This window comes from Roseitalea porphyridii (genome assembly GCF_004331955.1).
Taxonomy (GTDB): domain Bacteria; phylum Pseudomonadota; class Alphaproteobacteria; order Rhizobiales; family Rhizobiaceae; genus Roseitalea; species Roseitalea porphyridii.
Genome location: NZ_CP036532.1, coordinates 2,320,479 through 2,346,031, shown reverse-complemented (window position 1 = coordinate 2,346,031; position 25,553 = coordinate 2,320,479). Strand labels below are relative to the sequence as shown.

Genomic DNA, 25,553 nt, shown 5'->3' with positions numbered 1-25,553 from the left:
GGAGACGACGATATGACCGACACCGAGGACGCGACCGCGCTTCCGGGCCCTGCCGATGTCGCAAAGGCGCACGAGCGCATCGCGCCGCACCTGCACCGGACGCCCGTTCTGACCTCGACCTTCATCGACGGGCTGACCGGCGCGTCGCTGTTCTTCAAATGCGAGAACCTGCAGAAGACCGGCGCGTTCAAGGCGCGCGGAGCCTCCAATGCCGTGTTCGGGCTCGATGAGGAACAGGCGAGGGCCGGCGTCGCCACCCATTCCTCCGGCAATCACGGCGCCGCGCTCGCCTTTGCGGCCGGCCGGCGGGGCATCGCCTGCCATGTGGTCATGCCGTCGACGGCGTCGGAAGCCAAGAAGGCCGCCGTCCGCTCTTATGGCGGCGAGATCGTCGAATGCGTGCCGTCGACCTCGGCGCGCGAGGCGGCGCTGGCCGAACTGGTCGACCGCACCGGCGCCGGGATCGTCCACCCCTATAACGACGCCCGCGTGATCGCCGGACAGGCGACCTGCGCGCGCGAACTGATCGACCAAATCCCGGACCTCGCCGCGGTGATCGCGCCGATCGGCGGCGGTGGGCTGATCTCGGGCACCTGTCTGGCGCTCGCGGCCGAGGCGCCCCAGGTCAAGGTCTTCGGCGCCGAACCCGAACAGGCCGACGACGCGTTGCGCTCGCTGCGGGCCGGGCACCTGATCGCCGACGATGCGCCGCAGACCATCGCCGACGGGCTCCGCGCGCCGCTCAAGCCGCTGACCTGGCACTTCGTGTCGCGCCATGTGGCCGACATCCTGACCGCCTCGGAAGCGGAGATCGTGGCGGCGATGCGTCTGGTCTGGACGCGCATGAAGATCGTGATCGAACCGTCGAGCGCGGTGGCGCTGGCGGCGATCCTCAACAATCGCGGGACGTTTGCCGGCAAGCGCGTCGGCGTGATCGTCACCGGCGGCAATGTCGATCTGGACCGTCTGCCCTGGGTCTGAGCAGACCAGACTACGGCGTGACCGGCTCAGGCGCTCGCGTCGCCGGGCGTTTCCAGATCGATGTAGCTTTCGGGAAAGAAGCGCGGCGTGCACACGCAGTAGAACTCGAGATCGGTGTCGCCGTCGTTCTCGATGCGCTGGGCGGCGCCCGCCGGTATCAAGGCCTGATCGCCCGTTTCAAGGCGCTGCTGGATGCCGTCGACCTCGACGATGCCGCGCCCCTTGCGCACCACATAGCGCTCGGTGACGCCGTCGAGCCGGTGAAGCTGGGTGGTCACGCCCGGCTCGACGCGGGCGACGGCCAGCGACACCGCCGGCTCGGCCGGATGGTTCATCAGTTCGGTGATGAAGCAGCGCTCGCCGGTCCAGAATTCCGGCCTGTCCCCGGCGCGCACGAACCAGTCTGGCACCATACTTGCTCCTCTTGCGCCGCCGTCCGGGATCGATGCCGGGGGCGGATTGACAATTGTCACGGTGGGTTAATAATTGTCTGAAATGAAGACAATCCGCAATGCACACAGGCTTCGGACCGGCCCCCTTCGCGCCGCGAGCCTGCCGGGCGCGCCCCGCTGCCGCTCGCCGCAAGACCGCCGCCCGCCCGCCCCGCAAGAAAGTCCGGCTGGACGGAGGGCGCCGTTGCTGCCCAATATCGCGGCAAGCCGGCGTGCCGGACGAGAACATTCAACAGAGAGGCCCCGCCCATGAAGACGTTGCGTTCCATGATTTCCGCCGCCGGTGTCGCGGCGCTCGCCGCCACCGGTGTCGCCCATGCCCAGGACGACCAGCTGTTCATCTACGTCTCGCCCGATCCGATCGGCGTGAACGCGTTCCTGCAGCTCGGCCAGACGGGCACCGAGCGCGCCGGCGAGATGTTCGGCGCCGAGGTTCAGACGTTCGAGAGCTCCACCGCCGCCGCCCGTCTCGACAATGTCAATGCGGCGGTCAACGAGGGCGCCGACATCATCGTGCTGCTCGGCTTCGAGTTCAACGACATCGTCGCCCAGCTCGCCCCGACGACACCCGACATCGACTATCTGATCGTCGACCAGTGCATCGAGAACCGGCCCGACAACGTCCATTGCGCGGTCTTCCGCGAATATGAGGCGAGCTATCTGGTCGGCGTCGCCGCCGGCATGCTGACCGAGAACGACCGGGTCGGCGTGGTCGGCGCGCTCGATATCCCGTTCCTGCACCGCTACACGGACGGCTATGCCCAGGGCGCAAAGTCCGTCAATGAGGACATCGAGGTCGATGTGCGCTGGGTGGGCGGCGAGAACCCGTTCGCCGATCCGGTGCGCGCCAAGGAGCAGGCCGTGGCGATCCACGGCGCCGGCGCCGATGTCATCTTCACGGCCACCGCGGGCGGTGATTTCGGCGTGTTCGAGGCGGCCCGCGAGAACGACTTCAAGGCGTTTTCGGTCGATGTCGACTGGTGCGCGGAAGCCCCCGGCCTTCTGGTCGATTCCACGCTCAAGCGCGTCGACAACGCCATCGTGCAGGCGATCGAGCAGATCATCGAGGGCGACGAACAGGTCACCATGTCGCTCGGCCTTGCTGAAGGCGGCATGTCGCTGGTCGCGCTCGAGGAGGAAAGCTGGGCAGACAGCGAGTGCCTGGTCACCGAGCGCCCCGAACTGGTCGAGGCGATCACCGACGCGGCTGAGATGATCACGTCGGGCGAACTTGAACTCGAAGACCCGATGTTCGCGCAGTAAGCACTTCCGCGCGCCGCCGGAGCCGGCGGCGCGCCCCTCCTTCCAGCCCTTTCGAGGTCCGCACCCATGCAGGTGGACATGCGCGATATCGTGGTCCGCTTCGGTCCGCTGACGGCGGTCGACCACGTGTCGCTGTCGTTCGCTTCGGGCAGCGTGCACGCGATCGTCGGCGAGAACGGCGCGGGCAAGTCGACGGTGATGAACGCGCTGTTCGGCCTGGTGCCGATGCAGGAGGGTTCGGTCACGCTCGACGGCAAGGCCGTGCGCTGGAAGAGCCCGCAGCACGCGATCCGCGCCGGGCTCGGCATGGTCCATCAGCATTTCATGTTGCAGGAGGACATGACGGTCCTCGAGAATGTCGTTCTTTGCAACGAACCGGCCGGGCCGGCCGGCTTCGTCCGCTTCGGTGAGGCGCGCCGGGCGCTGGCCGAAGTCGCGGCGGATTACGGCATCGAGATCGATCTTGATGCGCGCGTCGCAACGCTGTCGCTCGGTCAGCGGCAGATCGTCGAGATCCTGAAGCTTCTGTACCTGCAGGCCGACATGCTCATCCTCGATGAGCCGACGGCCGTGCTGACGCCGGCCGAGACGGATCGGCTGTTCGCCGTGCTGCGTAGCTTCCGGGAGGCGGGCAAGGCGATCGTGCTGATCACCCACAAGCTCGACGAGGTGATGGCGATGGCCGACGCGGTGTCGGTCATGCGGGCCGGCAAGCTGGTCTTTTCCGGCCCGATCGGCTCGACATCGAAGGAGCAGATCGCCCGCGACATCGTCGGCGGGGCGCTGCACGACAATCCGGCGCGCGCCGACGGCGCGCCGGGACGGGCTGTGCTTTCGGTCCGCGATCTCGTCATCGGCCGCGGCGCGCGGGCGGTCGGGCCGATTTCGCTCGATGTGCGCGAGGGCGAAATCCTCGGCATCGCCGGCGTCAGCGGCAACGGGCAGGCCGAACTCGTCCACGCCCTGACCGGCCTGCGCAAACCCGATGCCGGCGCGGTAAGGATCATGGACCGGGACGTTGCCGGGCTGGACGTCGCGGCGCGGCGCGCGGCGGGCATGGCCTACATTCCCGAGGATCGCCAGCGCGTCGGCCTGGCGCTTCCCGGCCGGGTCAGCGAGAACGCGTCGATCGGACGGATGGACGAAGACGGCTTCCGGCGCGGCCCGTTCGCGGTCACCGAGGCGATGAACCGGTTTGCCGCCGATCTGATCGCGCGCTATCGCATCAAGGTGGCCGGGCCGCGCGCCCGGGCCGGCACCATGTCCGGCGGCAACAAGCAGAAGCTGGTCGTCGCGCGCGAACTGTCGCGCGGTACGCCGCTGATCATCGCCGAGAACCCGACCTGGGGCGTCGATATCGGCGCGATCGATTTCATCCACGGCGAACTTCTGAAGATGCGCGATGCGGGGCACGCGATCCTTCTGATCTCCAGCGAGCTGGACGAGATCATGGCGCTGTCGGACCGGATCGTCGTCATGTATGGCGGCCGCGTCTCTGGGCAGATGGACCGCGCCGACGCCGACCGTGAACGGATCGGCGCCTTCATGCTCTCGCACGGCGAGGACGCATCGGCCGGGGCGGCGGCCGCATGAGCGGCGTGCCGGACCGCCTGTCGCCGATGCGCGAGCTGACGCCCTGGATATGGGTGCTGGCCTGGATCCTCGGCATCCTGTTCGTGCTGATGCTGATCGCCGGCGCCTCGTTCGGGGGGGCGCTCGAAGGGTTCCTGAACGGCGCCTTCGGCGGCCGACGCTATGCCTATCTGATGACGACGCTGTCGCGGTCGGCGCTGATCATCGGCATGGCGCTGTCGGTGATGCTGTCGTTCCGCGCCGGCCTGTTCAACATCGGCGGGGAGGGCCAACTGGTCATCGGCGGGTTCACCGCGGCGCTGGTCGGCATCGCCATGCCCGGCCCGCCGTTGCTCGTGACCGCCGCAGGCATCGCGGCGGGCATGGCCGCCGGCGCGCTGTGGGCGATGCTGGCCGGCGTGCTCTACCTCTATGTCGGCGTGCCGCTGCTGGTCGGTTCGCTCCTGCTGAACTATCCGGCGCGCTACATCACCTCCTACTTGGTCGGCCATCCGTTCCGCGACGTCCAGTCCGGCCTGCCGCAGACGCATCTGATCGACAACGCGTCCTGGCTGCCCTTCTTTCCGGGCACGCGGCTCGATATCGGCATCTTGTTCATCATCGCGACGGCCGTGATCGCCATCGTCTACACCTCGATGACCGTGCACGGCTATCGCACGCGCATGACCGGCTATTCGATGCCGTTCGCGCAGGCCTCGGGCCTGCCGGTCAGGTGGCTCGCGCTGCAGACGCTCGCCATGAGCGGGGCGATCGCCGGGCTCGTCGGCGCGATCGCCGTGTTCGGCATCCACTATCGCTACGCCGACGGCATGCTGGTGCAGCCGCTTTACGCCTGGACCGGCATCGTCGCGGTGCTGCTGGTGCAGATGGTGCCCTGGGCTGTGCCGCTGTCGGGCTTCTTCTTCGCCGCGCTGCAGACCGGCGCGGCCGGCATGGAGCGCACCGCCGGCGTGCCCAAGGAACTGGCGATCACCATGCAGGCGGTGATCATCCTGTTCGTCGCAAGCCGCTTCTCGAACCTCACCTTCGAGGGCACGCGCACCGAAACGGAGGGCGGCGATGGGACTTGAGGCCCTGTTCGATCCGGCCTTCGCCGGCTCGCTGCCCCGCTTCATCACGCCGATCCTGCTGGCCGCGCTCGGCGGGGCCATCTGCGAGCGTGCGGGCGTGTTCAACATCGCGCTCGAAGGGTTCATCCTGGTGGGCGCGTTCGCGGCCGTGTGCGGCGCGTTCTTCTTCGGCTCGGCGCTGATGGGCGCGACGGCGGCGATCTTCGCGGGCGTGCTGATGGGGCTTCTGTTCGCCGAGTTCCATCTGCGCCGGCCGGGCGATCCGATCGTCGTGTCGATCGCCCTCAACCTGCTTGCGGCGGGCCTGACGACCTATCTGCTGCGGACCATCTTCGGCGTCGCCGGCGCGTTCCGCGATCCGGCCATCGTCGGCTTCGACGGCGTCCGGCTGCCGCTGATCGAGGATGTGCCGCTTGTCGGTCCGGTGCTGTCGGGCCAGTCGCCGCTGTTCTATCTGGCGATCGCCATCGCCGTCGGTCTGCACCTTTTCTTCCTGCGGCACCGGCTCGGCCTGCGCATCCGCGCCGCCGGCGAGAACCCGGCCGCGCTGACCGCCGGTGGCGTCAGCCCCGAACGGGTGCGGCTTTATGCGCTGGTTGCGTGCGGCGCGCTGTGCGGGCTGGCCGGCGCGCAGCTTTCCATCGCCAACGTCAACCTGTTCGTCGAAAACATGAGTGCCGGGCGCGGCTGGATCGCCGTCGTCGCCGTGCTTCTGACGCGCGGGCGGCCGCTGCCGCTTCTGGCGATCGTGTGCCTGTTCGGCTTCGTTGACAGCCTGTCGTTCCGGGTGCAGGGCCTTGGCTGGCCGCAGCAGTTCACCGACATGATGCCCTATGTGGCGACGCTCGTCGTGCTGGTGGTCCTGTCCTGGTGGCGCATGCGCCGCAACGCGTGAGGAAACGCCATGTCCGAATTCGACCTGATCATCGAGAACGCCATCGTCGTCACCGCCGACGCGGACAATCGCGTCATCGAAAAGGGCGGGGTGACGGTCTCGAACGGGCGCATCGCGCATGTCCTCGACCAAAACGCGCTCGAAGCGATGAAGGACCGCGCGGGCAGGGTGGTCGACGGCAGCGGCCACATTCTCATGCCGGGCCTGATCAACACGCACTGCCATGCCGGCGACAGCCTGTTCCGGGGGCTGGTCGAGAATTTGCCGCTCGAAGCCTGGCTGCAGACCGTGTGGAAGGCCGAGGCGGCCATCCTCGATCCCGAAACGACCCGGCTGGGCTCGGTTGTCGGTTTCGCCGAGCAGCTCCTTTCGGGCGTCACCACGGTCATGGACATGTTCTGGTATCCGCGGCAGACCGTCGAGGCGGCGCGCATGGTCGGCCTTCGCGTCGCAACGGGCGGCATCTTCTTCGACCCGCCGGGCATGGACAAGAAGACAGCCGAGACCCGGCCGAACGACGCGGAACGCTTCATTGCCGACTTCGCCGAGGCGGACGATGTGTTCGTGGCGACCATGCCGCACGGCGCCTACACCGTCTCGCCGGACAATCTGCGCCTTGCCAAGGACATCGCCGAGGCGCATGGCGCGCTCTACCACGTCCATGCCGCCGAGACGCGGGCCGAGCAGGCCGACGTCCAGAACCGCTACGGCCGTTCGGTGATCCGGCATCTCGATCATCTGGGCCTGCTCGACGAGCGCACGGTGCTCGCCCATTGCGTCCATCTCGACGACGAGGAGATCGACATCCTTGCCCGGACGGGCGCGAGCGCCGTTCACAATCCGGTCTCCAACCTCAAACTCGGCTCCGGCATCGCCCGCGTGCCCGATCTTTTGGACGCCGGCGTGCGCGTGACGCTGGGCACGGACGGGGCGATCAGCGGCAACGATCTGGACATGTGGCTGGCGCTGCGGCTGGCGGCCATGCTGCACAAGGGCGCGACAATGGATGCCGAGGCGGTGACCACGGCGCAGGCGCTCGCCATGGCGACGCGCGATGGCGCGACGGCGCTGCAGGCGGGCGACCGGATCGGCACGCTCGAGCCCGGCAAATTCGCCGACATGGTGCTGGTCGATGTGCAGCGCGCCCATGCCGTGCCCCTGTTCGAGCCGGTCACGCATCTGGTCTATTCGACCAACAAGTCCGACATCGCCCATGTCTTCCTCGCCGGCGAGCAGGTGGTGCGCGACGGCCAGCTGACCCGGCTCGATCTGGCGGGCCCCATCGCCGAAGTGCAGGCCATGGCGCCGCAGATCGCCGCTTCCATCGCCTGAATCCCACCGGAGTAGCCCATGTCCCAGCAAAGCCAGCTCGCGCGCCTTGACGCGGCGCTCGCCTCCATTCGCGCCAGGACTGACCGTCCCGTCGACACCGCGCTGATCCTCGGCACCGGGCTCGGCGGGCTTGCGGCCGAAGTCGCCGATCCGGTGCACGTGCCCTATACGGAGATCGACGGATTTCCCCATTCGACGGCGCCGGGCCATGCGGGGCGCTTCGTGTTCGGCCGGCTGCACGGCACGGACGCGGTCGTCATGCAGGGCCGGTTCCATCTGTACGAGGGCTGGCCGGCGCGCGATATCGCGCTCGCCGTCTACGTGCTCAAGGGCCTGGGCGCGAAACGGCTGATCGTCACCAATGCGGCGGGCGGGCTCAATCCGTACTTCGACGCGGGCGAGGTCATGCTGATCGACGATCACATGAACTTCACCGGACACAACCCGCTGACCGGGGCGAACGACGAGGCGATCGGCCCGCGCTTTCCGGACCTTCTGCATGCCTATGATCCGGCGTTGCGCGAAGCGACGCTCGCGGTGGCCGACAAGGCGGGCGTGGCGCTGCGCCGGGGCATCTATATGGGCATAGCGGGGCCATCGCTGGAGACCGCCGCCGAACGGCGTTACTTCGCCTCGACCGGCGCCGATGCGGTCGGCATGTCGACCGTCATGGAGGTGATCGCTGCGGCCCATTGCGGTCTGCCGGTGCTCGGCCTTTCGGGCATCACCAACAAGGCGACCGGCGGACCCGACCAGAAGCCCGACACGATCGAGGACGTGCTCGCCCATGCCGAGATCTGCGGCGGCCGGATCGCCGCCGTCCTGAAACAATTGCTGCCCACGCTGGACTGAGGAAAACGATCATGGCCGAACCGACCTATCCGCCCGTCGGGCAATTGCTGGACCTTTCCGGCCGCACCGCCATCGTCACCGGCGCCAGCGGCGGCATCGGCGCGGGCATTGCGCGGCGTTTCGCCGAGGCGGGCGCCAACGTCGCCGTCCATTACAGGACCAACGAGGCGGCGGCCGACGCGCTCGTCGGTGCGATCCGCGAAGCGGGCGGCGAGGCGCTGGCCGTCGGCGCGGACCTGACCGCCGAGGCCGACTGCGCCGAACTTCTCTCGCGCGTCGCCACGGTGTTCGGCGGCGTCGACATCGTCGTCAACAATGCCGGCATCCAGCCCGTCGCCATGTTCGACGAGATCGGCGCCGACGACATGGCGGCGATGATGGCGGCGAACGTGACCGGCCCGTTCGGGCTGATCCGGGCGCTCGCGGCGCACATGCGCGAGACCGGCACGACGAAGGGCGCGGCGGTCAACATCGCCTCGATCGAGGGGCTGAACCCGGCGCCGGGCCACAGCCATTATGCCGCCTCCAAGGCGGCGCTGATCATGCTGACGCGGGCGGCGGCGCTCGAACTGGGGCCGGTCGGCCTGCGCGTCAACGCCGTCTCGCCGGGGCTGATCCATCGCGACGGGATCGAGGAAGGCTGGCCCGAGGGCGTGGAACGGTGGAAGGCGGCGGCGCCGCTCGAACGGCTCGGCCGGCCCGAGGACATTGCCGATGCGGCGCTGTTCCTTGCCTCCGACGCGGCGCGCTGGATCACAGGCGCCAATCTGGTCGTCGATGGCGGCGTGACCGCCCATCCGACCTGGTGAGAAGACATCATAACAAGAACAGGAGAGCGCCATGACGGGACGTCTGGACGGAAGGGTGATCGCGGTCACCGGCGGGGCCGGCGGCATCGGGCAGGGGATCGCGCGGGCGATCGTCGAGGCCGGCGGCAGGGCGGGGCTGATCGACCTCGATGGAAACCGAGTCGAAAAAGCCGCGCAAACGCTTGATCCATCGGGCGAAACGGTCATCGGCCTCGCCGCCGACGTCACCGACCGCGCGTCGATGGATGCCGCGCTCGGCGCGCTTCGAGACCGCTTCGGGCGGTTCGACGGGCTGGTCAACAATGCCGGCATCGTGCGGCTCGGGCCGGCGACCGAGATGAAGCCGGCCGATTTCGACGCCGAGTATGCCGTCAACGTCAAGGGCGTGCTGGTCGCCGCGCAGGCGGCCGCCGCGCTGATGGCGGGCAAGGGCGGGGCGATCGTCAACGTCGCCTCGAACGCCGGCAAGGTCGGCTATCCGAACATGGCCGGCTACAACGCGTCGAAGGCTGCCGTGATCAACCTGACGCGCTCGCTGTCGCTCGAATGGGCGGCCGACAGGATCAACGTCAATGCGGTGTGTCCGGGCGGGGTGGCGACCGACATGCTTGGCGCGGTCGCCGATTTCATTTCCGAAAAGAGCGGCACCGACCGGAACGAATTGTTCGGCTCGATGGTGCCGGCGCAGCTGGGTCGGCATATCGAGCCGGTCGAAGTGGGCCGAGTGATCGCGTTCCTTCTGGGTGATGCGGCGCAGATCATCCGCGGCCAGGCGATCACGATCGACGGCGGCGACACGCCGTACTGATCACTCGTTTCGTACGGATTTCACAAAAGCCAGATAGCCTTGACATTTGTATAGTGGGCCGTAGAGTCCGCTCCAAAACGAGGTTGGGACGTGAAAAACCGCAAGTCGACCGAAGAGGTGGCGCTGGGCATCAGGCGGCGCGTGTTCGAGCACTGCATGCGCAACAATGGCGGCTATCTCAGCCAGGCATGCTCGGCCGCCGAACAGCTCGCTTTTCTCTACAACGAGGCGCTCAATCTGGGCGAGCCGACCCTGCCGGCGGTGCCAAGACCCTTCGGCGGCGTACCGTCGGCGGACAATCCGGACTACGTGACGGGGGCGGGCTATAACGGCCCGTTCGAGCCGCGCTATGACCGGCTCTTCATCGCGCCGGCCCACTATGCGCTGGTCGCCTATGCCACGCTGATCGAGACCGGCCGCATGGCGCCCGAAGGGCTCGAGATGTTCAATAAGGACGGATCGTCGGTCGAGATGATCGGCGCCGAGCACTCGCCGGGCATGGAAGTGCACAACGGCACGCTCGGCATCGGCCTTTCGACCGGCGCGGGCCTCGCCTTCGGCCGCAAGCGGCGCGGCGAGGAGGGGCAGGTGTGCGTCTTCATGTCCGACGGCGAGGTCCAGGAGGGCCAGACCTGGGAGGCGGTGCAGGCGGCCGCCCATCACCGCATCGACAATCTGTGGGCGCTGATGGACGTCAACGACCAGCAGTGCGACGGCGCGATGAGTTCGGTGATGGAAGTGCGCGACATCGCCGAAAAGTTCCGCGCGTTCGGCGCCGTCTGCGTCGAGATCGACGCGCACGATCTCGATGCGATGCGCCAGGCAAAGGCCGAGCCGCACGAGGACCGGCCGCTGATCATCCTGGCGCGGTCCTCGCCGACGCACGGGATGAGCTTCCTGCAGCGCCGGTTCCCGCGCCTTCACTATGTGCGATTCAAGACGCCCGAGGAGCGCGACGAGATGAACAAGGCGATCGCCGAGGAGCTCGGTGTCGAGCCGGTCGATATCGCCGAGGGAGCGCACTGATGGTCGAGATGGTCACACGGCCCTATGCGGCCGCCTTCGAAAAGTTCGCCACCGCCGATCCCGACGTTCTGTGCCTTTCGGCCGATCTGACCTCGTCGTGCGAGATCGACGGGTTCCGCGACCGGCATCCGGACCAGTTCGTCTCTCTGGGCATGGCCGAGCAGAACATGATGAGCTTTGCCGGCGGGCTCGGGCTTGCCGGGTTCCGGCCGTTCCTGCACTCGTTCGGCGTGTTCCTGTACCGGCGGCCCTACGACCAGCTGATGGCATCGGTCGCCTATCCGCGCCGCAAGGTGCGGCTGATGGGCTTCCTGCCCGGCGTGACGACGCCCGGCGGCATGACCCACCAGGCGATCGAAGATGTCGCCGTGATGCGCTCGATCCCCAACATGACGGTGCTCGAGACGGGCGATGCGACCGAGGTCGAGAGCATCTGCGAGGCCGCCGATTCGATCGACGGGCCGGTCTATTGCCGGGTGCTGCGCGGCTCGGTGCCGCGCCTTTTCGATACGCCCATCGTGGTCGGCCAGATGCGCGAACTGGCGCTCGGCGAGGACGTTCTGGTCGTCACCTCGGGCATCGCCACCGAAGAGGCGCTGCGGGCGCGCGAGGCGCTCGAAAAGGCCGGCGTCTCGGTCCGTCATCTGCACATCAACACGATCAAGCCGTTCGACGAGAAACCGCTGCTCGATCACATCGCATCGGTGTCCAAGGGCGTCGTGGTGCTCGAAAACCACGTTACCGAGGGCGGTGTCGGCTCGCTGGTCGCCGAGATCATGGCCGACAATGGCGTCGGCAAGCGGCTGGTGCGGCTCGGCCTCAAGGACACCTATGCCCATGGCGGCTCGCGCGGCTATCTGATGAAGCATTACGGGCTCGACGCCTCGGCGCTCGTTGCCGGCATCGAGACGCTGATCGGGCAGAAGACCGGCATCACCGAGGAGCAGCTTTCGGCCGCGCGCGTCGATGCGGTGCATTCGGCCGTCAAGGCCGAGGCGCTGTGATGGCGGCGGAGGCCGAACGGTTCACCGTCACCTACCGGATCCTCGCCGAGAGCGCGTCGGCGGCAATGCGCCGCGCCCATGACGTGGCGCTCGAGCAGACCGTCGAGATCCCCGGCGACATCGTGCCCGAAGGCTTCATCGCCGACGAGATCGTCGGACAGGTCGGTCGCGCGGTGATGGCGAGGCGGGGCGTGTTCGACGTGACGATCTCCTATTCGCCCGACAGCGCCGGTACCGAACTGGTGCAACTCCTGAATGTCATGTTCGGCAATTCGTCGATCCAGCAGGGCATCAAGGTCGTCGGCGTCGACCCCGGCCCGGTGATCGCCGAACGGTTCGCCGGTCCGCGTTTCGGCATCGCGGGCGTGCGTCAGCGCGCCGGCCGGCCGGAAGGCGGGCTGATTTCGCCGGTGATCAAGCCGCAGGGCTCGACGTCCGACCAGCTTGCGGAGATCGCCTGGCGCTGCGTTGCCGGCGGCGCCGACATCATCAAGGACGATCACGGCCTCGCCGACCAGCCGATGTCCCCGTTCGAGGAGCGCACCGAAAAGGTCGCCGCCGCGGTGGCGCGCGCCAATGCCGAATTCGGCACCTCGGCGCTGCATTTTGCCAACATCACCGGCCGGCCGGACCAGCTCGTCGAGCGTGCCTTCTTCGCCAAGACGGCGGGCTCGGGCGGGGTGCTGCTGATGCCGGGCCTGCTCGGCTTCGAGATCGTCCACCAGCTGGCCTGTGACCCCGCGTTCGACCTGCCGATCATGACCCATCCGAGCTTCACCGGCCCGTTCGTGCTGTCGCCCGACACCGGCTTCACCCACGCGATGATGTATGGCGTGCTGCAGCGGCTCGCCGGTTCGGACATCTCGGTCTTTCCCAATGTCGGCGGGCGGTTCGGCTTTTCGGCCGAGGAATGCCTGTCGATCGCCGAGGCCTGCCGGGATCCGCACGGGCATGGCAGGCCGATGCTGCCGTCGCCGGGCGGCGGCATGAGTGTCGAGCGCGCCGCCGACATGGTGCGCATGTATGGCGACGATGTCGTCTATCTGCTCGGCGGCAGCCTGCTGCGGGCCGGCGACAAGATCGGCGAGGCGGTGACGGCGATGCGCAGGGCGGTCGATGCGGCCCGCGCCGAGCGCGAGACCGCCTAGAAAATCACGCCCTTGCGCAGGATGAAGCAGCCGAAGGGGCGCGCCTCGTTGGTGGCGACCACGGCAAAGGCCTGTTTCGCCTGCGCGTAGAAGTCCTGTCGCTCAAGGCTCGACAGGACGGCGCCGTCGGGCTTCTGGCGTTCGAGCACGGCGAAGACCTGCGTATGGACTTCGCCCATCTCGTCGGGCGCGCCGTCGATCTGCATGCGCAGCGCGCAATAGTCGAAGAACGCCTCGAGCGGCAGCAGCGTGCAGATCAGTTCGGCCGCCTCGACCGCGTCCATTGCCGGCAGGTGGATGGGCTCGGGCACATGGCAGTGCGCGGCGGTCGCGTGGGCGGGAAAGTTCGCGTCGGCGATGACGATCTCGTCGCCATGGCCCATGCGCATCAGCGCGTCCATCAGGTCCGGCGTCACGCGCGCGTCGATGCCCTTGAGCATGTGCGGGTCTCCCCAAAGAAGAAAGGGGCCGCGCGCGGCGGCCCCTTCGGGAACGGAATGGCTCAGCGTGGCGGCAGAGGCATCCAGTCGGTCATGGCGACATCGGCATGGGCGAACTGGGCCAGGTTCGACGACAGTTCCTCCATGTTCGAGATGTCCATCTCGTTGAGCATGTCCTGGGTGATCAGGGTCGGCGGGATGATCACGCTGGAGCCCGGATCGCCGCCGGCCAGCATGATCGCCAGCGCGCGCACCGAGACCTCGCCGACCACGGCCGGGTTGGTTGCAGCCGTTGCCGCCCAGGCGCTGTCCGGCTCACGCATGGCGACGATGTCGGAGGTCGACACGTCGGCCGAATAGATGTCGATGTCCGACGAAAGGCCGGCCTCGTCCACGGCGATCTTCACGCCGCGCGCGAACTCGTTATAGGGCGCGAACACGACCTCGATGTCCGGGTTGGCCTGGAGCACCGAGCGGGCCTGGTTGGCGTTGGAGTTGGCGATCGGATTGTCGAGGGTGCCGAACTGGGCGACCTCGTCGATGCCCGGATAGCGCTCCTTGAACTCGCGCCAGGTCTCGTCGCGCCGGTCGAGCGGAGCGATGCCGGGCACGTAGACATAGCCGGCCTTCCACTCCTCGCCATTGTCCTTGATCGCCTGTTCCAGAACCAGACGGGCGAGGTCACGGTCGGACTGCTCGATCTGCGGTATCGCATCGTTCTCGACATTGACGTCGAAGGCGACGACCTTGATGCCCGCGTCCACGGCCCGCTGGGCCGCTTCCTGCATGGACTCGGTCAGCCCGTGCTGGATGATGATGCCGTCGACGCCGAGCGCGATCGCCTGGTCGACCATGTCGGCCTGAAGCGCCGCATCCTGGCGGCTGTCGAAGACGCGCAGGTCGACGCCGAGCGCCTCGGCCTGGGCTTCCACGCCGGCCAGATAGGACTGGAAGAAGTCGCCCGTCGACAGGTAGCGCACCAGTGCGATGGTGACGTCTTCGGGGTTGTCGAAAGGTGCCGGCATGTCCTGGGCCTGCGCCGCGCCGCCGGTTGCCAGCGTTGCGGACGCGGCCAGGCTGGCAACCATGGCCAGTGCCGTTCTGCGTAGGATCTTCATGCTCTCTCCTCCTGTTACGTGAGCATTTTCAGTGGCTTCCGGCCCTTCGGGCGGAAAGCGAGAAGGTGAAGACAAGGGCGATCACGAGGACGAAGCCCTTGATGAAATCCTGGGTGTAGTAGGGCGCGTTCATCATCGTCAGGCCCTGAAGCAGGATGCCGACGAACAGCGCGCCCATCGCGGTGCCGAACGCGTTCGGCTTGGCCGCGCCGAGCACGGCGAAGCCGATCAGCGCGGCGGCGACCGCGTCCAGCAGCAGGTTGGTGCCCGAGGCGATGTCGCCACGGCCGAGGCGTGCGGCGAGCAGCAGGCCCCCCACCGAGGCGAGCGTGCCGGAGATCATGTAGGCCATGATCTTGTAGCGGTTCACGTTAGTGCCGGTCAGACTGGCGGCGCGTTCGTTCGAGCCGATCGCGTACATCAGCCGTCCGTGCCGGGTCAGTTCGAGGAACACCCAGACGAGGATGCCGATGACGATCAGGAAGACCACCGAGACCGGGATCAGATCGTCCAGAACGAAGTCGAACCGGTGCCGGCCCATCGACAGGAAGAAGGACGAGAAGGTGCCCTCGGCGGTCGAGCCGTCGGGCAGCGTCATGCCGGTGGCGATCGACCGGCCTTCGGTCGGAATGCGCTGCAGGCCGAGCAGCAGGAACATCATGCCGAGCGTCGCCAGAAGGTCGGGCACCTTGGTCTTGACGATCATCAGCCCGTTCACGAGGCCGATGAAGGCACCCATCAGCAGGCAGGCAACAATGGTGACGAAGGCCGATTGTTCGAGAATCACCATCATGTAGGCCGACAGCATCATCGACGATGTCGCGACCGAGCCGATCGAAAGATCGAACCCGCCGACGACCAGCGTGCAGGTGACGCCGAGCGCCAGAATGCCGGTGATGGCGACCGACTGGAAGATGAAGACGGCCGAGCGTGGCCCTGCGAAACCGTCGGCGAAGATCGAGAAGAAGACGATCATGCCGAGCAGCAGGCACAGAAAGCCATAGCGGATCGCAAGGTCGATCATCACGCCGCGGCTCTGGCGATCGTGTTCGCTCATCGGGGCGGCTTTTTCGGCCTGCTGGTCGGGTGTGGAGTCCAAGCTCATCTCATGCGGTCTGCCGTTCGGTGCCCGTCGCGCCGGTGACGGCGGCGAGCACGGCGTTGACGTCGATGTTCTCGTTGCGGAACTGCGCGCTCACCGTGTGGTCGTGGAAGACGACGATGCGGTCGGCGATCTCGAAGGCCTCGTCCAGTTCGGCGACGAGGACAAGCGTGGCGCGGTCGCCGGCGGTGGCGCGGATCTTGTGGCCGATGTCGCGGCGGGCGCGGATGTCGACGCCCTGGAACGGCTCGTCGAGGATCAAGAGGCGGCTGGGCTGCGACAGCCAGCGCGCCAGCATGACCTTCTGCTGGTTGCCGCCCGAAAGCGTGCCGATCCCGTCGGTCTCGGACTGGCAGACGATCGACAGATCGTCGATCATCTGGCGCGCCGTCGCGCGCTCGCGGCCGCGGTCGACGAAGGACAGCCGGCCGAAGCGCGACAGGAACGGCACGGTCATGTTCCGGGTCAGGTTGAAGTCGTGGACGACCGCGTTGCTGGCGCGGTCCTTGGGCGACATGAAGACGCCGCGGGCGATCGCCTGGCCGGGGCTTTTTGGCGCGAACGGCTTGCCGTCGAGCGTGATCGTGCCGGCGTGTGGCGCGGCCATTCCGAACAGGGCCTGGGCGAGCATGGTCTTGCCCGAGCCGAGCAGGCCGGTGACGACCACGATCTCGTTGTCGTGCAGATCGAGCGAGAAGGGTGCCGTGTCGGGCCGGAGCTGGACGTCGCGCAGCGCGACCACGGGTGCGCCGGCGTCGGGCACGGTGAAGTCGACCTCGGTCATGCGGTGGCCGAGCATGGCGTTGACCGCGCCCTCGTAATCGATGCCGGGACCCTCGAACACGCCTGAAATCTCGCCGTCGCGCATCGAGACCACGCGGTCGGCGATGCGGCGGATGTCGGACATGCGGTGCGAGATGTAGAGCACGGCAACGCCCTGCGACTGCAGCTTCTCGATCAGCCGGAACAGCCGCTCGGCCTCGGCCGCCGACAGCGACGAGGTGGGTTCGTCGAGGATCAGCAGCTTGGGCTCGTGCGCCATGGCGCGGGCGATGGCGATGAGCTGGCGGTCGGCGACCCCGAGCTGGGCGACCGGCGTGCGCACGTCGATCGCAAGGTCCATGCCCGCGGCGATGGCGCGCGCATCTTCCAGCATGCGCCGCCGGCGCAGCATGAAGCCGTAATTGGCCTCGGCCAGACGGTCGATCAGAAGGTTCGAGGCGACGTCGAGATCGGGAATGACGCCGTCATTGATGTTCTGGTGGACGGTGACGACACCGGCGCGAATCGCCCGGGATGGCGTCGCGGGAGCGAAGGGCTCGCCCATCAGCGTGATGGTGCCGGCGTCGCGGGCATGCACGCCGCTGAGAATCTTGACGAGCGTCGACTTGCCCGCGCCGTTGGCGCCCATCAGCGCGGTGACGGTGCCGGCGGGCAGATCGAGGCTGAGCTTGCGGAGAACGCGGTTTTCACCGAACGCCTTGTCGATGCCAGAAATGCGGCATGCCAGATCGGTCATGGAACTCCTCCCGAACCGAAGCAAACCAACTCACATGACAAAAGTCAACGCATATTGACAACTGATTGAAATGGCTCCTACGGTCGATGGCATGGCTGGCACGAGGGAGGAGCGGCTTGAGCGACACATATGAAGCGCTGACGCCGGAAACGCTGGGCCAGAGGCTGGGCGGCATCGACGCGCTGACGCGCCGGATCGGGCCCGACGCGACGGCCTGGACGGTGCGCGAGGTGGGCGACGGCAACCTCAATCTGGTCTTCATCGTCGAGGGTACTGCGGGCACCGCGATCGTCAAGCAGGCACTGCCCTATGTGCGGCTGGTCGGCGAGAGCTGGCCCCTGCCGCTCAACCGCGCCTTCTTCGAATATCACGCGCTGACGCGCCAGGCCGCGCGCGATCCGGGCCGGGTGCCGGAAATCTATCATTATGACGAGGCGCAGGCGCTGATCGTCATGGAGTATCTGAACCCGCACATCATCCTGCGCCAACAGATGATGGCGGGGCGGCGCGTGGAGGGGCTCGGCCGCACGCTGGGCGAATTCTGCGCGCGCACCGCGTTTCGCGGGTCCGACCTTTGCATGCAGACGCGGCAGAAGAAGGCGGACGTGGCGCTGTTTTCGGACAATGTCGATCTGTGCGACATCACCGAGAACCTGGTCTTCACCGATCCCTATTTCGACGCGGAGATGAACCGGCACACAAGCCCGCAGCTTGACGGCGTCGTCGCCGAACTGCGTCAGGACCAGCAGCTCAAGATCGTCGCGCAGCACTTCAAGCGCGCCTTCACCGCCAAGGCCGAGACGATGTGCCATGGCGATCTGCACACCGGCTCGATCATGGTCACCGACCATGAGGCGAAGATCATCGACCCCGAGTTCGCCTTCTACGGACCGATGGGGTTCGACATCGGCATGCTGCTGGGCAACTACCTGATGGCGTTCCTGGCGATGCCCGGCCATATCGGCGACGAGGCCGAGCGCGCCGCCTATCAGGACTGGCTGCTGGAAGTGATCGGCGAGACGTGGACCGTGTTCGCCGCCGAGTTTGAGAATCTGTGGCACAGCGAGCGTACCGGCATCCTCTATCCGAAGACGCTTTATGAGGATCAGGGCCACCACCCCGCATCCGATGCCGCGCTGCGCGAGGTGATCGGCGAGATCTTCATCGATGCGCTGGCGATCGCCGGAATCGAGATGCACCGCCGCGTTCTGGGGCTGGCGCACATCGCCGAGTTCGACACGATCGAGGATGCGGAGAAGCGCGCGCCGCTCGAGGAAAAGGCGCTCCGGCTGGGCCGCACGCTGGTGCTCGGCCGTGCCGGTTTCGCCGGCATCGACCAGGTGATCGCCGCGGCGCGCCGCGCGGACAAGGGAGCTTCGGCATGAAGGTTGGCGACACGCACTACCGCTCGATCTGGCGGAACGAGGATGACGGCAAGGTGATGATCATCGATCAGCGCTGGCTGCCGCACGAGTTCCGGATCGTCAGTCTCGACGGGCTCGACGATTTCGCCACAGCCATCCGCGACATGTGGGTGCGCGGCGCGCCCCTTATCGGCGCGACGGCCGCTTACGGCGTCGCCGTCGAGATGGCGCGCGATGCCTCGGACGCGGCGCTCGACAATGCCTGGGAGGTGCTCCACGCGACGCGGCCGACGGCGATCAATCTGCGCTGGGCGCTCGACGACATGCGTTCGATGCTGCGCAACACGCCGGTCGAGCGGCGCGCCGACGAGGCAATGCGCAGGGCGGCCGAAATCTGCGACATGGACGTCGAGACCAACCGGCAGATCGGTCTGCACGGGCTGGAGATCCTGCGCGAGATCGCGCGGAAAAAAGGGCCGGGCGAGCCGGTCAACGTTCTGACCCATTGCAATGCGGGCTGGATCGCGACCGTCGACTGGGGCACGGCGACTTCGCCGATCTACCAGGCGGTCGAGGACGGCATGAACGTCCATGTCTGGGTCGACGAGACCCGGCCGCGCAATCAGGGCGCCCAGCTCACCTCGTGGGAGCTCAACAGCCACGGCATCGACCATCATCTGGTGGTCGACAATGCCGGCGGCCATCTGATGCAGCATGGCGATGTCGACGTGGTGATCGTCGGCACCGACCGGACGACCGCGTCGGGCGATGTGTGCAACAAGATCGGCACCTATCTGAAGGCGCTCGCCGCGCGCGACAACGACATTCCGTTCTACGTCGCGCTGCCCTCCAGCACGATCGACTGGACCGTCCATGACGGGCTCGCCGAAATCCCGATCGAGGAGCGCAACCAGGACGAGGTGACGCGTGTGTTCGGCAAGCTCGACGACGGCTCGACGGCCCATGTGCAGATTTCGCCCGATGGCACGCCCGGCGCCAATCCGGCCTTCGACGTGACGCCGGCACGGTTGGTGACCGGGCTGATCACCGAGCGCGGCGTCGCCGAGGCGAGCGAAGAGGGGCTGCTGAAGCTGTTCCCGGAAAAGAAGCGCTGACCGGCGCGTCAGGCCGCCGTTTCGGCGCGTTCGGCCAGCGACAGCAAATGTTCTGCCGTGGTTCTGCTGGTGACCAGATGGGTGGCGTAGCCGCCGCGCAGGGCGGCGAGCATGGCGACCGTCTTTTCCTGGCCGACCGAGACCAGCAGCCCCGTCTGCTTGCCGCGCAGGGCGGTCGGTTCGACGCCGATCATCCGCTCGTCCAGCGGGCCGCGCACCGGCTCGCCGCCGGCATCGATGAAGCGCCCGCACAGCACGCCGGCGGCCCCGTGGGCGACGTACCAGTCCAGATCGGCATGGCTGGCGATGCCCGAGGTGACGATGTGGCTGTCATGGTCGCATGAGCCGACCGCGAACAGGGTCTTGTTGCAGCGGTCGATCGCCTCGAGTTGGGCGGCGATGATCGCCTCCTTGCGCAGCATCGCGGCGATCTGGGGGGTCGACAGGAGGGCCGGCACATGCAGGTTGACGCATTTGGCACCGAGCTTGCGGGCGACGTTGGACGAGCAGACCTCGGCGGAAAAGCCGTAAGGGGTCGCCATCGAGCCGACGAGCTGGATCACCTCCAGATCGGGGATCGTGACCGGTTCGATCTGGTCGGCCGTGTCGTAGATGGTCTTGCCCCAGGCGACGCCGAGCCGGTCGCCGGGGGCGAGCAGGGACGGCAGCCAGTTCGCCGCGCCCCGCACCGCCCGTTCGAACTGTTCCAGCTCGCCGCCGGCGCCGTCCGGCAGCACGTAGGCCGCGCGCAGCTCGAACATGCCGCACAGTTCGTGCGCGATCCGGTGATTGGTGAACGGTTCGGCGGCCAGCGTGATGTTGATGTAGCCGCGCTCGCGCGCTTCCTGAAGGTAGTTGACCACGGTGGCGCGGGAGACCTTGAGGCGGGCGGCAATCTCGTTCTGGTTCAGCCCGTCATGGTAGTAGAGCCAGGCGGCCTCCACCACGATGTCCTCGCCGCTGATCTGACCGGCCGAGCGCCGAACCGAAGCCGATGGCATATCCGCCCCACTTCCACTTTTAGCTATTTGACATCATCATCTGACATTTGTCAAAGAAGGCGCGGTGCGGCCGCCTCGGGAGACGATCATGCGCGACAATCGCTGGGACGACAAGAAGGCCGAGGCCTATGCCGCGGCCGAAGGCGACAGCGAGGCCGACCGGGCGCTCGGTCACCGGGTCTACACCTCGCGGCTGATCGGCTCGGACCCCGATCTGGTCATGCATGGCGGCGGCAACACCTCGGTCAAGGTCACCCGGCCGAACCTGCATGGCGAAGAGCGGCGCGTCCTGCACATCAAGGGCAGCGGCTGGGATCTGGACACGATCGAGGGGCCGGGCCTTCCGGGTGTCTGGCTCGACCCGCTGCTGAAGCTGCGGTCGCTGGACGCGCTGTCCGACGAGGCGATGGTCGACGCGCAGCGGGCGGCGCTTCTGCAATCGTCCTCGCCCAACCCGTCGGTGGAGACGCTGCTGCACGCCTTCCTGCCGCACACCTTCGTCGACCATACCCATGCGACGGCATTTCTGGCGCTCGCCAATCTGCCTCAGGCGGAGGCGGCGATCGCCGAGATCTTCGGCGACCGGGTGGCTGCCGTGCCTTACATCATGCCGGGCTTCGCGCTGGCGAAGAAGGCGGCCGAAATCTTCGAGGCCGATCCCTCGGTCGAAGGTCTGGTGCTGCTCAACCATGGCCATTTCACCTTCGGCGAGACGGCGAAGCAGAGCTATGACCGCGTCATCGACCATACCGACCGGGTCGAGACTTGGCTGGCCGAGCGGGCCGGCGGCCGCACTTTCGGCACGAGCGTTCACACCGTGCGCGTGCCGGCCGATCCGGCGCGCGCGGCGCAGGTCTTGCCGATCCTGCGCGGCGTGCTCGGCGCCATCCGCAGCGATCATCACGGCGCCGCGATGCCGATGCCCGTCTTCGACGTGCGCGGCGGGCCGGCGGTCGCCGCGTTCCTCGAGCGCGACGATCTTGAAAGCCTGTCGCGGCGCGGGGTGGGCTCGCCCGACCATGTGATCCGCACCAAGGGCTTTCCGCTGCATCTGACCCGCGCCGACGTCGATGGCGGGGAAGCGGCGATCAGGGCCGCAGCCGAGCGCTGGGCGGACGAGTACCGGACCTATTTCGAGACCAACAATGAACGCGTCGGCGGCATCAAGACGATGCTGGAACCGACGCCGGGGCTTGCCTGGATCGAGGGCGTCGGGCTCGTCGGCATCGGCAAGGACAGCGGCGCGGCGGCGGCTGCGGCCGATATCGGCGAGCAGACCATCGAAGTGATGACGCTCGGTGAAGCGGCCGGCGGGTTCCGGCCGATCGGCGAGGCGGATCTGTTCGACATGGAGCACTGGTCGCTCGAACAGGCCAAGCTGGCGAAATCAAAGCCGAAGGAGTTCGCCGGCCGCGTCGTGCTCGTCACGGGCGGGGCAGGCGCCATCGGCCTTGCGACGGCGAAGGCGTTCGCCGCGCTCGGCGCCAGCGTCGCCATCGCCGATCTGTCAGCCGACGCGCTCGCAGCGGCAAAGGAGACGCTCGGCGACAAGGCGCTCACCATCGAGGCCGACCTGACCGCGCCGGACGCCGCGCAAACGGTGATGGACGCCGTCTGCGGCCGGTTCGGCGGGATCGACATCGTCGTCTCCAATGCCGGGGCGGCGATGCAGGGCATGCTGCTCGATCTGCCCGACGCGACGGTCCGCAAGAGTTTCGAGTTGAACTTCTTTTCGCATCTTGCCTTGGCGCGCGCCGCCGCCGGCGTGATGCGGGCGCAGGGCCGGGGCGGGCAGTTCCTGTTCAACGTCTCCAAGCAGGCGGTCAATCCGGGCAAGGGGTTCGGCGCCTACGGCCTGCCCAAGGCGGCGACGTTCTTCCTCGTCCGGCAACTGGCGCTCGAACTCGGCGGGGAGGGCATCCGCGTCAACGGTGTCAATGCCGACCGTATCCGCTCGGGGCTTCTGACCGACGATTTCATCGCCAGCCGCGCCGACGCGCGCGGGGTGAGCGCCGCCGACTACATGGCCGGCAATCTGCTGAAGGCGGAAGTGGAGGCGGGCCATGTGGCGGATGCGTTCGTCGCGCTCGCACGGGCCGAACGGACGACGGCCCATGTGTTGACGGTCGACGGCGGCAACATCGAAGCGGCGCTGCGCTGATTGCACCCGGTCTCGACCGATCGTGGTTCTGACCGGTGCCTGACTTGGCCGCGATGGCGCGCATGCGCTAGCCTTTGGCCATGAGTCTTTTCCGTGACCGCACCCATGCCGGCGAAAAGCTGGCCGATGCGCTGCCGCCGGTCGAAGACCCGGTCGTCATCGCGCTGCCGCGCGGCGGCGTGCCGGTCGCCGCTCCGATCGCCGATCGGCTGGGCGCGCCGCTCGATGTGCTGCTGATCCGCAAGGTCGGCGCGCCGCACCAGCCCGAACTGGCGGTCGCGGCGGTTTCTGACGGTGACGGCATGCAGCTTGCCGTCAACGAGGAAATCGCCGGGGCGCTGGGCCTGACCGAGGCTGATCTGCGCGAGCTCGCCAAGCCGCAGCTCGCCGAGATCGAGCGGCGGCGCGCGCTCTATTTTGCCGATCACGCGCCGGTGCCGCTCGCCGGTCGAACCGTGATCCTCGTCGATGACGGCGTGGCAACCGGCGCGACGGCGCGGGCGGGCCTGCAACTGGTCCGCGGCCAGCGACCCGCTCGGCTGATCCTGGCGCTGCCGGTCGCGCCGCCGGCGACGCTCGAAGCGCTCGGCGAACTGGCCGACGAAACGATCTGCCTTGCCAGCCCGGAGCGGTTTCATGCGGTCGGCGCCTTTTACGACGATTTCGACCAGGTCGATGATGCCGAAGTGATGCGCATCCTCGCACGTGCCGGGACATCGGCTCGAACCGGAGATGATTAGGATCAATGAACCGTCATCGTCGGCCGATAGCATTGGGCCGGATCCTTTCACGGAGGACTGGCCATGACCATCACGAAGGGCTTTGCGACTTTCCTGTTCCTGGCGCTGTTTCTGGCCGCGCCGGTGCGCGCCGAGACGGTCACAGTCGGCGGCGACGTGTTCGCGGCGGGCGCCGATGCGGTCGTCGATGAAGCGGCAGGCCGCGACGCGTTCGCCAGCGGATTTTCGGCCGCGCTCAACGGCAATGTGGCCGGCGACGGCCATGCGGCGGGTTTCGACGTCGATGTAGGCGGGACGATCGGCGCCGACCTCTACGCCGTCGGCGGTTTCGTGTCGGTGGCGGCCCCGGTTGGCGAGGACGTTACCGCGTCCGGCTTTTCGGTGCGGCTGCGCCCCGGCGCCGATGTGGGCGGCAATGCGCGGCTGACCGCCGGCCGGATCGAGGTCGATGCGCCGGTCGCCGGAAGCCTGATGGCGGCGGGCGGCCGCATCCGGCTCAACGCGCCCGTCTCCGGCGATGTCCGGCTGACCGGTGGCGATATCGGCTTCGGCGGTGGCGCCCGGATCGACGGCGAACTGGTCTATGCCGCCCCCGAGGAAATCGACATCCCCGAGGGCGTCATCGGGGCCGAACGCGTGCGCTTCATCCAGCTCGCTTCCGACGAGGGTCTGCGCGAGATGCGCGAGGCATTCCAGGAGCCCGGTCAGCTCTTCTGGCCATCCTTCTTCGCGATGCTCTGGGGTTTCATCGTCTCGCTTGCGTTCCTGACCGCGCTCGGCGCGATCCTGATCGCCTTTGCGCCCCGTCTGGTCGCCGAAGGCTACGGCAAGGCACACGACCGGCCCGGACCGTCGATCCTGCTGGGCTTTCTGGCGCTGGCGACGCTGTTCGGCCTGGTGCCGGTGAGCGCCATGACGATCATCGGCATTCCGCTGATCCCGGTCGTGATCCTCTTCATCGTCGCAAGCTGGATGCTGGCCTACCTGCTCGGCACCTACAGCGTGGCGTTGCGGCTCGGCTCCGCATTCGGCTTCGACGCGGCCGACAACACGCGCAAGCTGCTCGCACTGTTCGTCGGGCTGGTCGTCATGGCGATGCTGAACTTCATTCCGCTCCTGGGCTGGCTGATCAACTTCATCGTCGTGCTGCTCGGCCTCGGGGCCATCGCGCTGATGATCGTCGACCGTTTCGGCGGACGCGGCACGGCAGTCGCTGCGGCGGCTCCCAGCGAACCGGGCCCTGCGTCGGCGGGTCAGCAGGCCGGCGACGGCGGAACGGCGACATCCGACGACGGCGATGGCAAGGCTTCGTCATGAAACCGGCAATGCCGATGCTGCGGCTGGCCGCGATCGCCTTCGTCGCCCTGCATCTGCTCGGGGCCGGCATTGCGGCCGCCGCCTCGCTGACGGTGACGATCGACCTCTCGGACCAGCAGATGACCGTGCGGTCCGGCGATGGCGTGCTGCATCGCTGGGCTGTGTCGACGGCGCGATCGGGCTACCGTACGCCGGTCGGAACCTACCGGCCCATCCGGCTCGAGCGCATGTGGTATTCGCGCAAGTACGACATGGCGCCCATGCCGCATTCGATCTTCTTTCACGGCGGCTATGCGATCCACGGGACCACCGAGATCGGCGCGCTCGGCCGGCCGGCTTCACATGGCTGCGTACGGCTGCACCCCGATCATGCCCGCACGCTCTTCGACATGGTCGTCGCGCACGGCAGCGCTGCGACGTCGATCGTCGTCCGCCGGTAGGCG

The 25,553-nt window shown here is 67.7% G+C and carries 24 protein-coding genes; 18 read left to right on the top strand and 6 right to left on the bottom strand.

Translation table 11 applies throughout. The features are described 5' to 3' along the window. Positions 1 to 12: 12 nt before the first annotated feature. Entirely contained in the window at positions 13 to 981 is a 969-nt protein-coding gene (bhcB, locus tag E0E05_RS11445) for a beta-hydroxyaspartate dehydratase BhcB (RefSeq protein WP_131616831.1), read from the top strand. A gap of 26 nt (positions 982 to 1,007) precedes the next feature. Here the strand turns inward: bhcB and E0E05_RS11440 are convergent, their stop codons facing one another. Next, positions 1,008 to 1,394, bottom strand: a complete 387-nt coding sequence (locus E0E05_RS11440) for a cupin domain-containing protein (protein WP_131616830.1) — start codon at positions 1,392 to 1,394, stop codon at positions 1,008 to 1,010. A 288-nt stretch (positions 1,395 to 1,682) separates the two neighbouring features. On the opposite strand from E0E05_RS11440, the gene E0E05_RS11435 reads away from it, so the two are divergent. The 11 genes from E0E05_RS11435 (at position 1,683) to E0E05_RS11385 (ending at position 13,233) form a co-directional block, all read left to right on the top strand. Then, on the top strand, positions 1,683 to 2,696 hold the full coding sequence (locus tag E0E05_RS11435) for a BMP family ABC transporter substrate-binding protein (RefSeq protein WP_131616829.1): 1,014 nt from the start codon (positions 1,683 to 1,685) through the stop codon (positions 2,694 to 2,696). Positions 2,697 to 2,774: 78 nt separating this feature from the next. After that, on the top strand, positions 2,775 to 4,289 hold the full coding sequence (locus E0E05_RS11430; protein WP_244597698.1) for an ABC transporter ATP-binding protein: 1,515 nt from the start codon (positions 2,775 to 2,777) through the stop codon (positions 4,287 to 4,289). Next, complete coding sequence (locus E0E05_RS11425) at positions 4,286 to 5,359, top strand: ABC transporter permease (RefSeq protein ID WP_244597697.1); 1,074 nt, start codon at positions 4,286 to 4,288, stop codon at positions 5,357 to 5,359. Before E0E05_RS11430 ends, E0E05_RS11425 begins: the two co-directional genes overlap by 4 nt. Further along, on the top strand, positions 5,349 to 6,254 hold the full coding sequence (locus E0E05_RS11420) for an ABC transporter permease (RefSeq protein ID WP_131616827.1): 906 nt from the start codon (positions 5,349 to 5,351) through the stop codon (positions 6,252 to 6,254). The genes E0E05_RS11425 and E0E05_RS11420 overlap by 11 nt, the downstream gene beginning before the upstream one ends. Positions 6,255 to 6,263: 9 nt before the next feature. After that, positions 6,264 to 7,586 (top strand): amidohydrolase family protein, encoded by a 1,323-nt coding sequence (locus E0E05_RS11415; RefSeq protein ID WP_131616826.1) that lies wholly within the window; start codon positions 6,264 to 6,266, stop codon positions 7,584 to 7,586. An 18-nt stretch (positions 7,587 to 7,604) separates the two neighbouring features. After that, the gene (locus E0E05_RS11410) at positions 7,605 to 8,438 is read left to right on the top strand and encodes a purine-nucleoside phosphorylase (RefSeq protein ID WP_131616825.1); all 834 of its coding nucleotides are present in this window, start codon (positions 7,605 to 7,607) and stop codon (positions 8,436 to 8,438) included. Positions 8,439 to 8,449: 11 nt separating this feature from the next. Further along, a complete protein-coding gene (locus E0E05_RS11405; protein WP_192900403.1) occupies positions 8,450 to 9,247 on the top strand; it encodes an SDR family NAD(P)-dependent oxidoreductase in 798 nt (265 codons plus the stop codon). 31 nt (positions 9,248 to 9,278) lie between these two features. Further along, positions 9,279 to 10,055: an SDR family NAD(P)-dependent oxidoreductase gene (locus E0E05_RS11400; RefSeq protein WP_131616824.1), complete on the top strand. Its 777-nt coding sequence runs from the start codon at positions 9,279 to 9,281 to the stop codon at positions 10,053 to 10,055. 90 nt (positions 10,056 to 10,145) lie between these two features. After that, positions 10,146 to 11,081, top strand: a complete 936-nt coding sequence (locus E0E05_RS11395) for a transketolase (protein WP_131616823.1) — start codon at positions 10,146 to 10,148, stop codon at positions 11,079 to 11,081. Further along, complete coding sequence (locus E0E05_RS11390; protein WP_131616822.1) at positions 11,081 to 12,085, top strand: transketolase family protein; 1,005 nt, start codon at positions 11,081 to 11,083, stop codon at positions 12,083 to 12,085. Before E0E05_RS11395 ends, E0E05_RS11390 begins: the two co-directional genes overlap by 1 nt. Continuing rightward, positions 12,085 to 13,233, top strand: coding sequence for a RuBisCO large subunit C-terminal-like domain-containing protein (locus tag E0E05_RS11385; protein ID WP_131616821.1), 1,149 nt, complete (start codon positions 12,085 to 12,087; stop codon positions 13,231 to 13,233). Before E0E05_RS11390 ends, E0E05_RS11385 begins: the two co-directional genes overlap by 1 nt. Here E0E05_RS11385 and E0E05_RS11380 read toward each other — a convergent pair. The 4 genes from E0E05_RS11380 to E0E05_RS11365 form a co-directional block, all read right to left on the bottom strand. After that, positions 13,230 to 13,673: an RbsD/FucU family protein gene (locus E0E05_RS11380; protein WP_131616820.1), complete on the bottom strand. Its 444-nt coding sequence runs from the start codon at positions 13,671 to 13,673 to the stop codon at positions 13,230 to 13,232. The two genes, E0E05_RS11385 and E0E05_RS11380, sit on opposite strands and share 4 nt — an antisense overlap. Positions 13,674 to 13,735: 62 nt before the next feature. Beyond that, positions 13,736 to 14,791, bottom strand: coding sequence for a substrate-binding domain-containing protein (locus E0E05_RS11375; protein WP_131616819.1), 1,056 nt, complete (start codon positions 14,789 to 14,791; stop codon positions 13,736 to 13,738). Between the two features lie 28 nt (positions 14,792 to 14,819). Next, positions 14,820 to 15,848: an ABC transporter permease gene (locus E0E05_RS11370; protein ID WP_210215807.1), complete on the bottom strand. Its 1,029-nt coding sequence runs from the start codon at positions 15,846 to 15,848 to the stop codon at positions 14,820 to 14,822. Between the two features lie 49 nt (positions 15,849 to 15,897). Continuing rightward, complete coding sequence (locus tag E0E05_RS11365; protein ID WP_131616818.1) at positions 15,898 to 17,412, bottom strand: sugar ABC transporter ATP-binding protein; 1,515 nt, start codon at positions 17,410 to 17,412, stop codon at positions 15,898 to 15,900. 116 nt (positions 17,413 to 17,528) lie between these two features. On the opposite strand from E0E05_RS11365, the gene mtnK reads away from it, so the two are divergent. Next, on the top strand, positions 17,529 to 18,797 hold the full coding sequence (gene mtnK, locus E0E05_RS11360; protein WP_131616817.1) for an S-methyl-5-thioribose kinase: 1,269 nt from the start codon (positions 17,529 to 17,531) through the stop codon (positions 18,795 to 18,797). Then, on the top strand, positions 18,794 to 19,891 hold the full coding sequence (gene mtnA / locus E0E05_RS11355; RefSeq protein WP_131616816.1) for an S-methyl-5-thioribose-1-phosphate isomerase: 1,098 nt from the start codon (positions 18,794 to 18,796) through the stop codon (positions 19,889 to 19,891). The genes mtnK and mtnA overlap by 4 nt, the downstream gene beginning before the upstream one ends. A gap of 8 nt (positions 19,892 to 19,899) precedes the next feature. Here the strand turns inward: mtnA and E0E05_RS11350 are convergent, their stop codons facing one another. After that, positions 19,900 to 20,892 carry a sugar-binding transcriptional regulator gene (locus tag E0E05_RS11350; RefSeq protein WP_131616815.1) on the bottom strand — a complete coding sequence of 331 codons (993 nt, stop codon included), beginning with the start codon at positions 20,890 to 20,892 and terminating at the stop codon, positions 19,900 to 19,902. Between the two features lie 88 nt (positions 20,893 to 20,980). Here E0E05_RS11350 and E0E05_RS11345 point away from each other — a divergent pair, with 88 nt between their 5' ends. The 4 genes from E0E05_RS11345 (at position 20,981) to E0E05_RS11330 (ending at position 25,550) form a co-directional block, all read left to right on the top strand. Then, a complete protein-coding gene (locus E0E05_RS11345; protein WP_131616814.1) occupies positions 20,981 to 23,053 on the top strand; it encodes a bifunctional aldolase/short-chain dehydrogenase in 2,073 nt (690 codons plus the stop codon). 80 nt (positions 23,054 to 23,133) lie between these two features. Next, entirely contained in the window at positions 23,134 to 23,793 is a 660-nt protein-coding gene (locus tag E0E05_RS11340; RefSeq protein ID WP_131616813.1) for a phosphoribosyltransferase, read from the top strand. A 63-nt stretch (positions 23,794 to 23,856) separates the two neighbouring features. Further along, a complete protein-coding gene (locus tag E0E05_RS11335) occupies positions 23,857 to 25,110 on the top strand; it encodes an EI24 domain-containing protein (protein ID WP_131616812.1) in 1,254 nt (417 codons plus the stop codon). Next, positions 25,107 to 25,550 (top strand): L,D-transpeptidase, encoded by a 444-nt coding sequence (locus E0E05_RS11330; RefSeq protein ID WP_244597696.1) that lies wholly within the window; start codon positions 25,107 to 25,109, stop codon positions 25,548 to 25,550. The genes E0E05_RS11335 and E0E05_RS11330 overlap by 4 nt, the downstream gene beginning before the upstream one ends. Positions 25,551 to 25,553 lie beyond the last annotated feature (3 nt).

What these genes read in the sequence shown, in the direction of transcription:
- E0E05_RS11405 (WP_192900403.1), top strand. Translation starts at nt 8,450, where the DNA reads ATGGCCGAACCGACCTATCCGCCCGTCGGGCAATTGCTGGACCTTTCC.
- E0E05_RS11340 (WP_131616813.1), top strand. Translation starts at nt 23,134, where the DNA reads ATGAGTCTTTTCCGTGACCGCACCCATGCCGGCGAAAAGCTGGCCGAT.
- bhcB (WP_131616831.1), top strand. Translation starts at nt 13, where the DNA reads ATGACCGACACCGAGGACGCGACCGCGCTTCCGGGCCCTGCCGATGTC.
- E0E05_RS11330 (WP_244597696.1), top strand. Translation starts at nt 25,107, where the DNA reads ATGAAACCGGCAATGCCGATGCTGCGGCTGGCCGCGATCGCCTTCGTC.
- E0E05_RS11390 (WP_131616822.1), top strand. Translation starts at nt 11,081, where the DNA reads ATGGTCGAGATGGTCACACGGCCCTATGCGGCCGCCTTCGAAAAGTTC.
- E0E05_RS11420 (WP_131616827.1), top strand. Translation starts at nt 5,349, where the DNA reads ATGGGACTTGAGGCCCTGTTCGATCCGGCCTTCGCCGGCTCGCTGCCC.
- E0E05_RS11430 (WP_244597698.1), top strand. Translation starts at nt 2,775, where the DNA reads ATGCGCGATATCGTGGTCCGCTTCGGTCCGCTGACGGCGGTCGACCAC.
- E0E05_RS11440 (WP_131616830.1), bottom strand. Translation starts at nt 1,394, where the DNA reads ATGGTGCCAGACTGGTTCGTGCGCGCCGGGGACAGGCCGGAATTCTGG.
- E0E05_RS11410 (WP_131616825.1), top strand. Translation starts at nt 7,605, where the DNA reads ATGTCCCAGCAAAGCCAGCTCGCGCGCCTTGACGCGGCGCTCGCCTCC.
- E0E05_RS11335 (WP_131616812.1), top strand. Translation starts at nt 23,857, where the DNA reads ATGACCATCACGAAGGGCTTTGCGACTTTCCTGTTCCTGGCGCTGTTT.
- E0E05_RS11370 (WP_210215807.1), bottom strand. Translation starts at nt 15,848, where the DNA reads ATGAGCGAACACGATCGCCAGAGCCGCGGCGTGATGATCGACCTTGCG.
- E0E05_RS11350 (WP_131616815.1), bottom strand. Translation starts at nt 20,892, where the DNA reads ATGCCATCGGCTTCGGTTCGGCGCTCGGCCGGTCAGATCAGCGGCGAG.
- E0E05_RS11435 (WP_131616829.1), top strand. Translation starts at nt 1,683, where the DNA reads ATGAAGACGTTGCGTTCCATGATTTCCGCCGCCGGTGTCGCGGCGCTC.
- E0E05_RS11415 (WP_131616826.1), top strand. Translation starts at nt 6,264, where the DNA reads ATGTCCGAATTCGACCTGATCATCGAGAACGCCATCGTCGTCACCGCC.
- E0E05_RS11345 (WP_131616814.1), top strand. Translation starts at nt 20,981, where the DNA reads ATGCGCGACAATCGCTGGGACGACAAGAAGGCCGAGGCCTATGCCGCG.
- mtnA (WP_131616816.1), top strand. Translation starts at nt 18,794, where the DNA reads ATGAAGGTTGGCGACACGCACTACCGCTCGATCTGGCGGAACGAGGAT.
- E0E05_RS11400 (WP_131616824.1), top strand. Translation starts at nt 9,279, where the DNA reads ATGACGGGACGTCTGGACGGAAGGGTGATCGCGGTCACCGGCGGGGCC.
- E0E05_RS11425 (WP_244597697.1), top strand. Translation starts at nt 4,286, where the DNA reads ATGAGCGGCGTGCCGGACCGCCTGTCGCCGATGCGCGAGCTGACGCCC.
- E0E05_RS11365 (WP_131616818.1), bottom strand. Translation starts at nt 17,412, where the DNA reads ATGACCGATCTGGCATGCCGCATTTCTGGCATCGACAAGGCGTTCGGT.
- E0E05_RS11385 (WP_131616821.1), top strand. Translation starts at nt 12,085, where the DNA reads ATGGCGGCGGAGGCCGAACGGTTCACCGTCACCTACCGGATCCTCGCC.
- E0E05_RS11380 (WP_131616820.1), bottom strand. Translation starts at nt 13,673, where the DNA reads ATGCTCAAGGGCATCGACGCGCGCGTGACGCCGGACCTGATGGACGCG.
- E0E05_RS11375 (WP_131616819.1), bottom strand. Translation starts at nt 14,791, where the DNA reads ATGAAGATCCTACGCAGAACGGCACTGGCCATGGTTGCCAGCCTGGCC.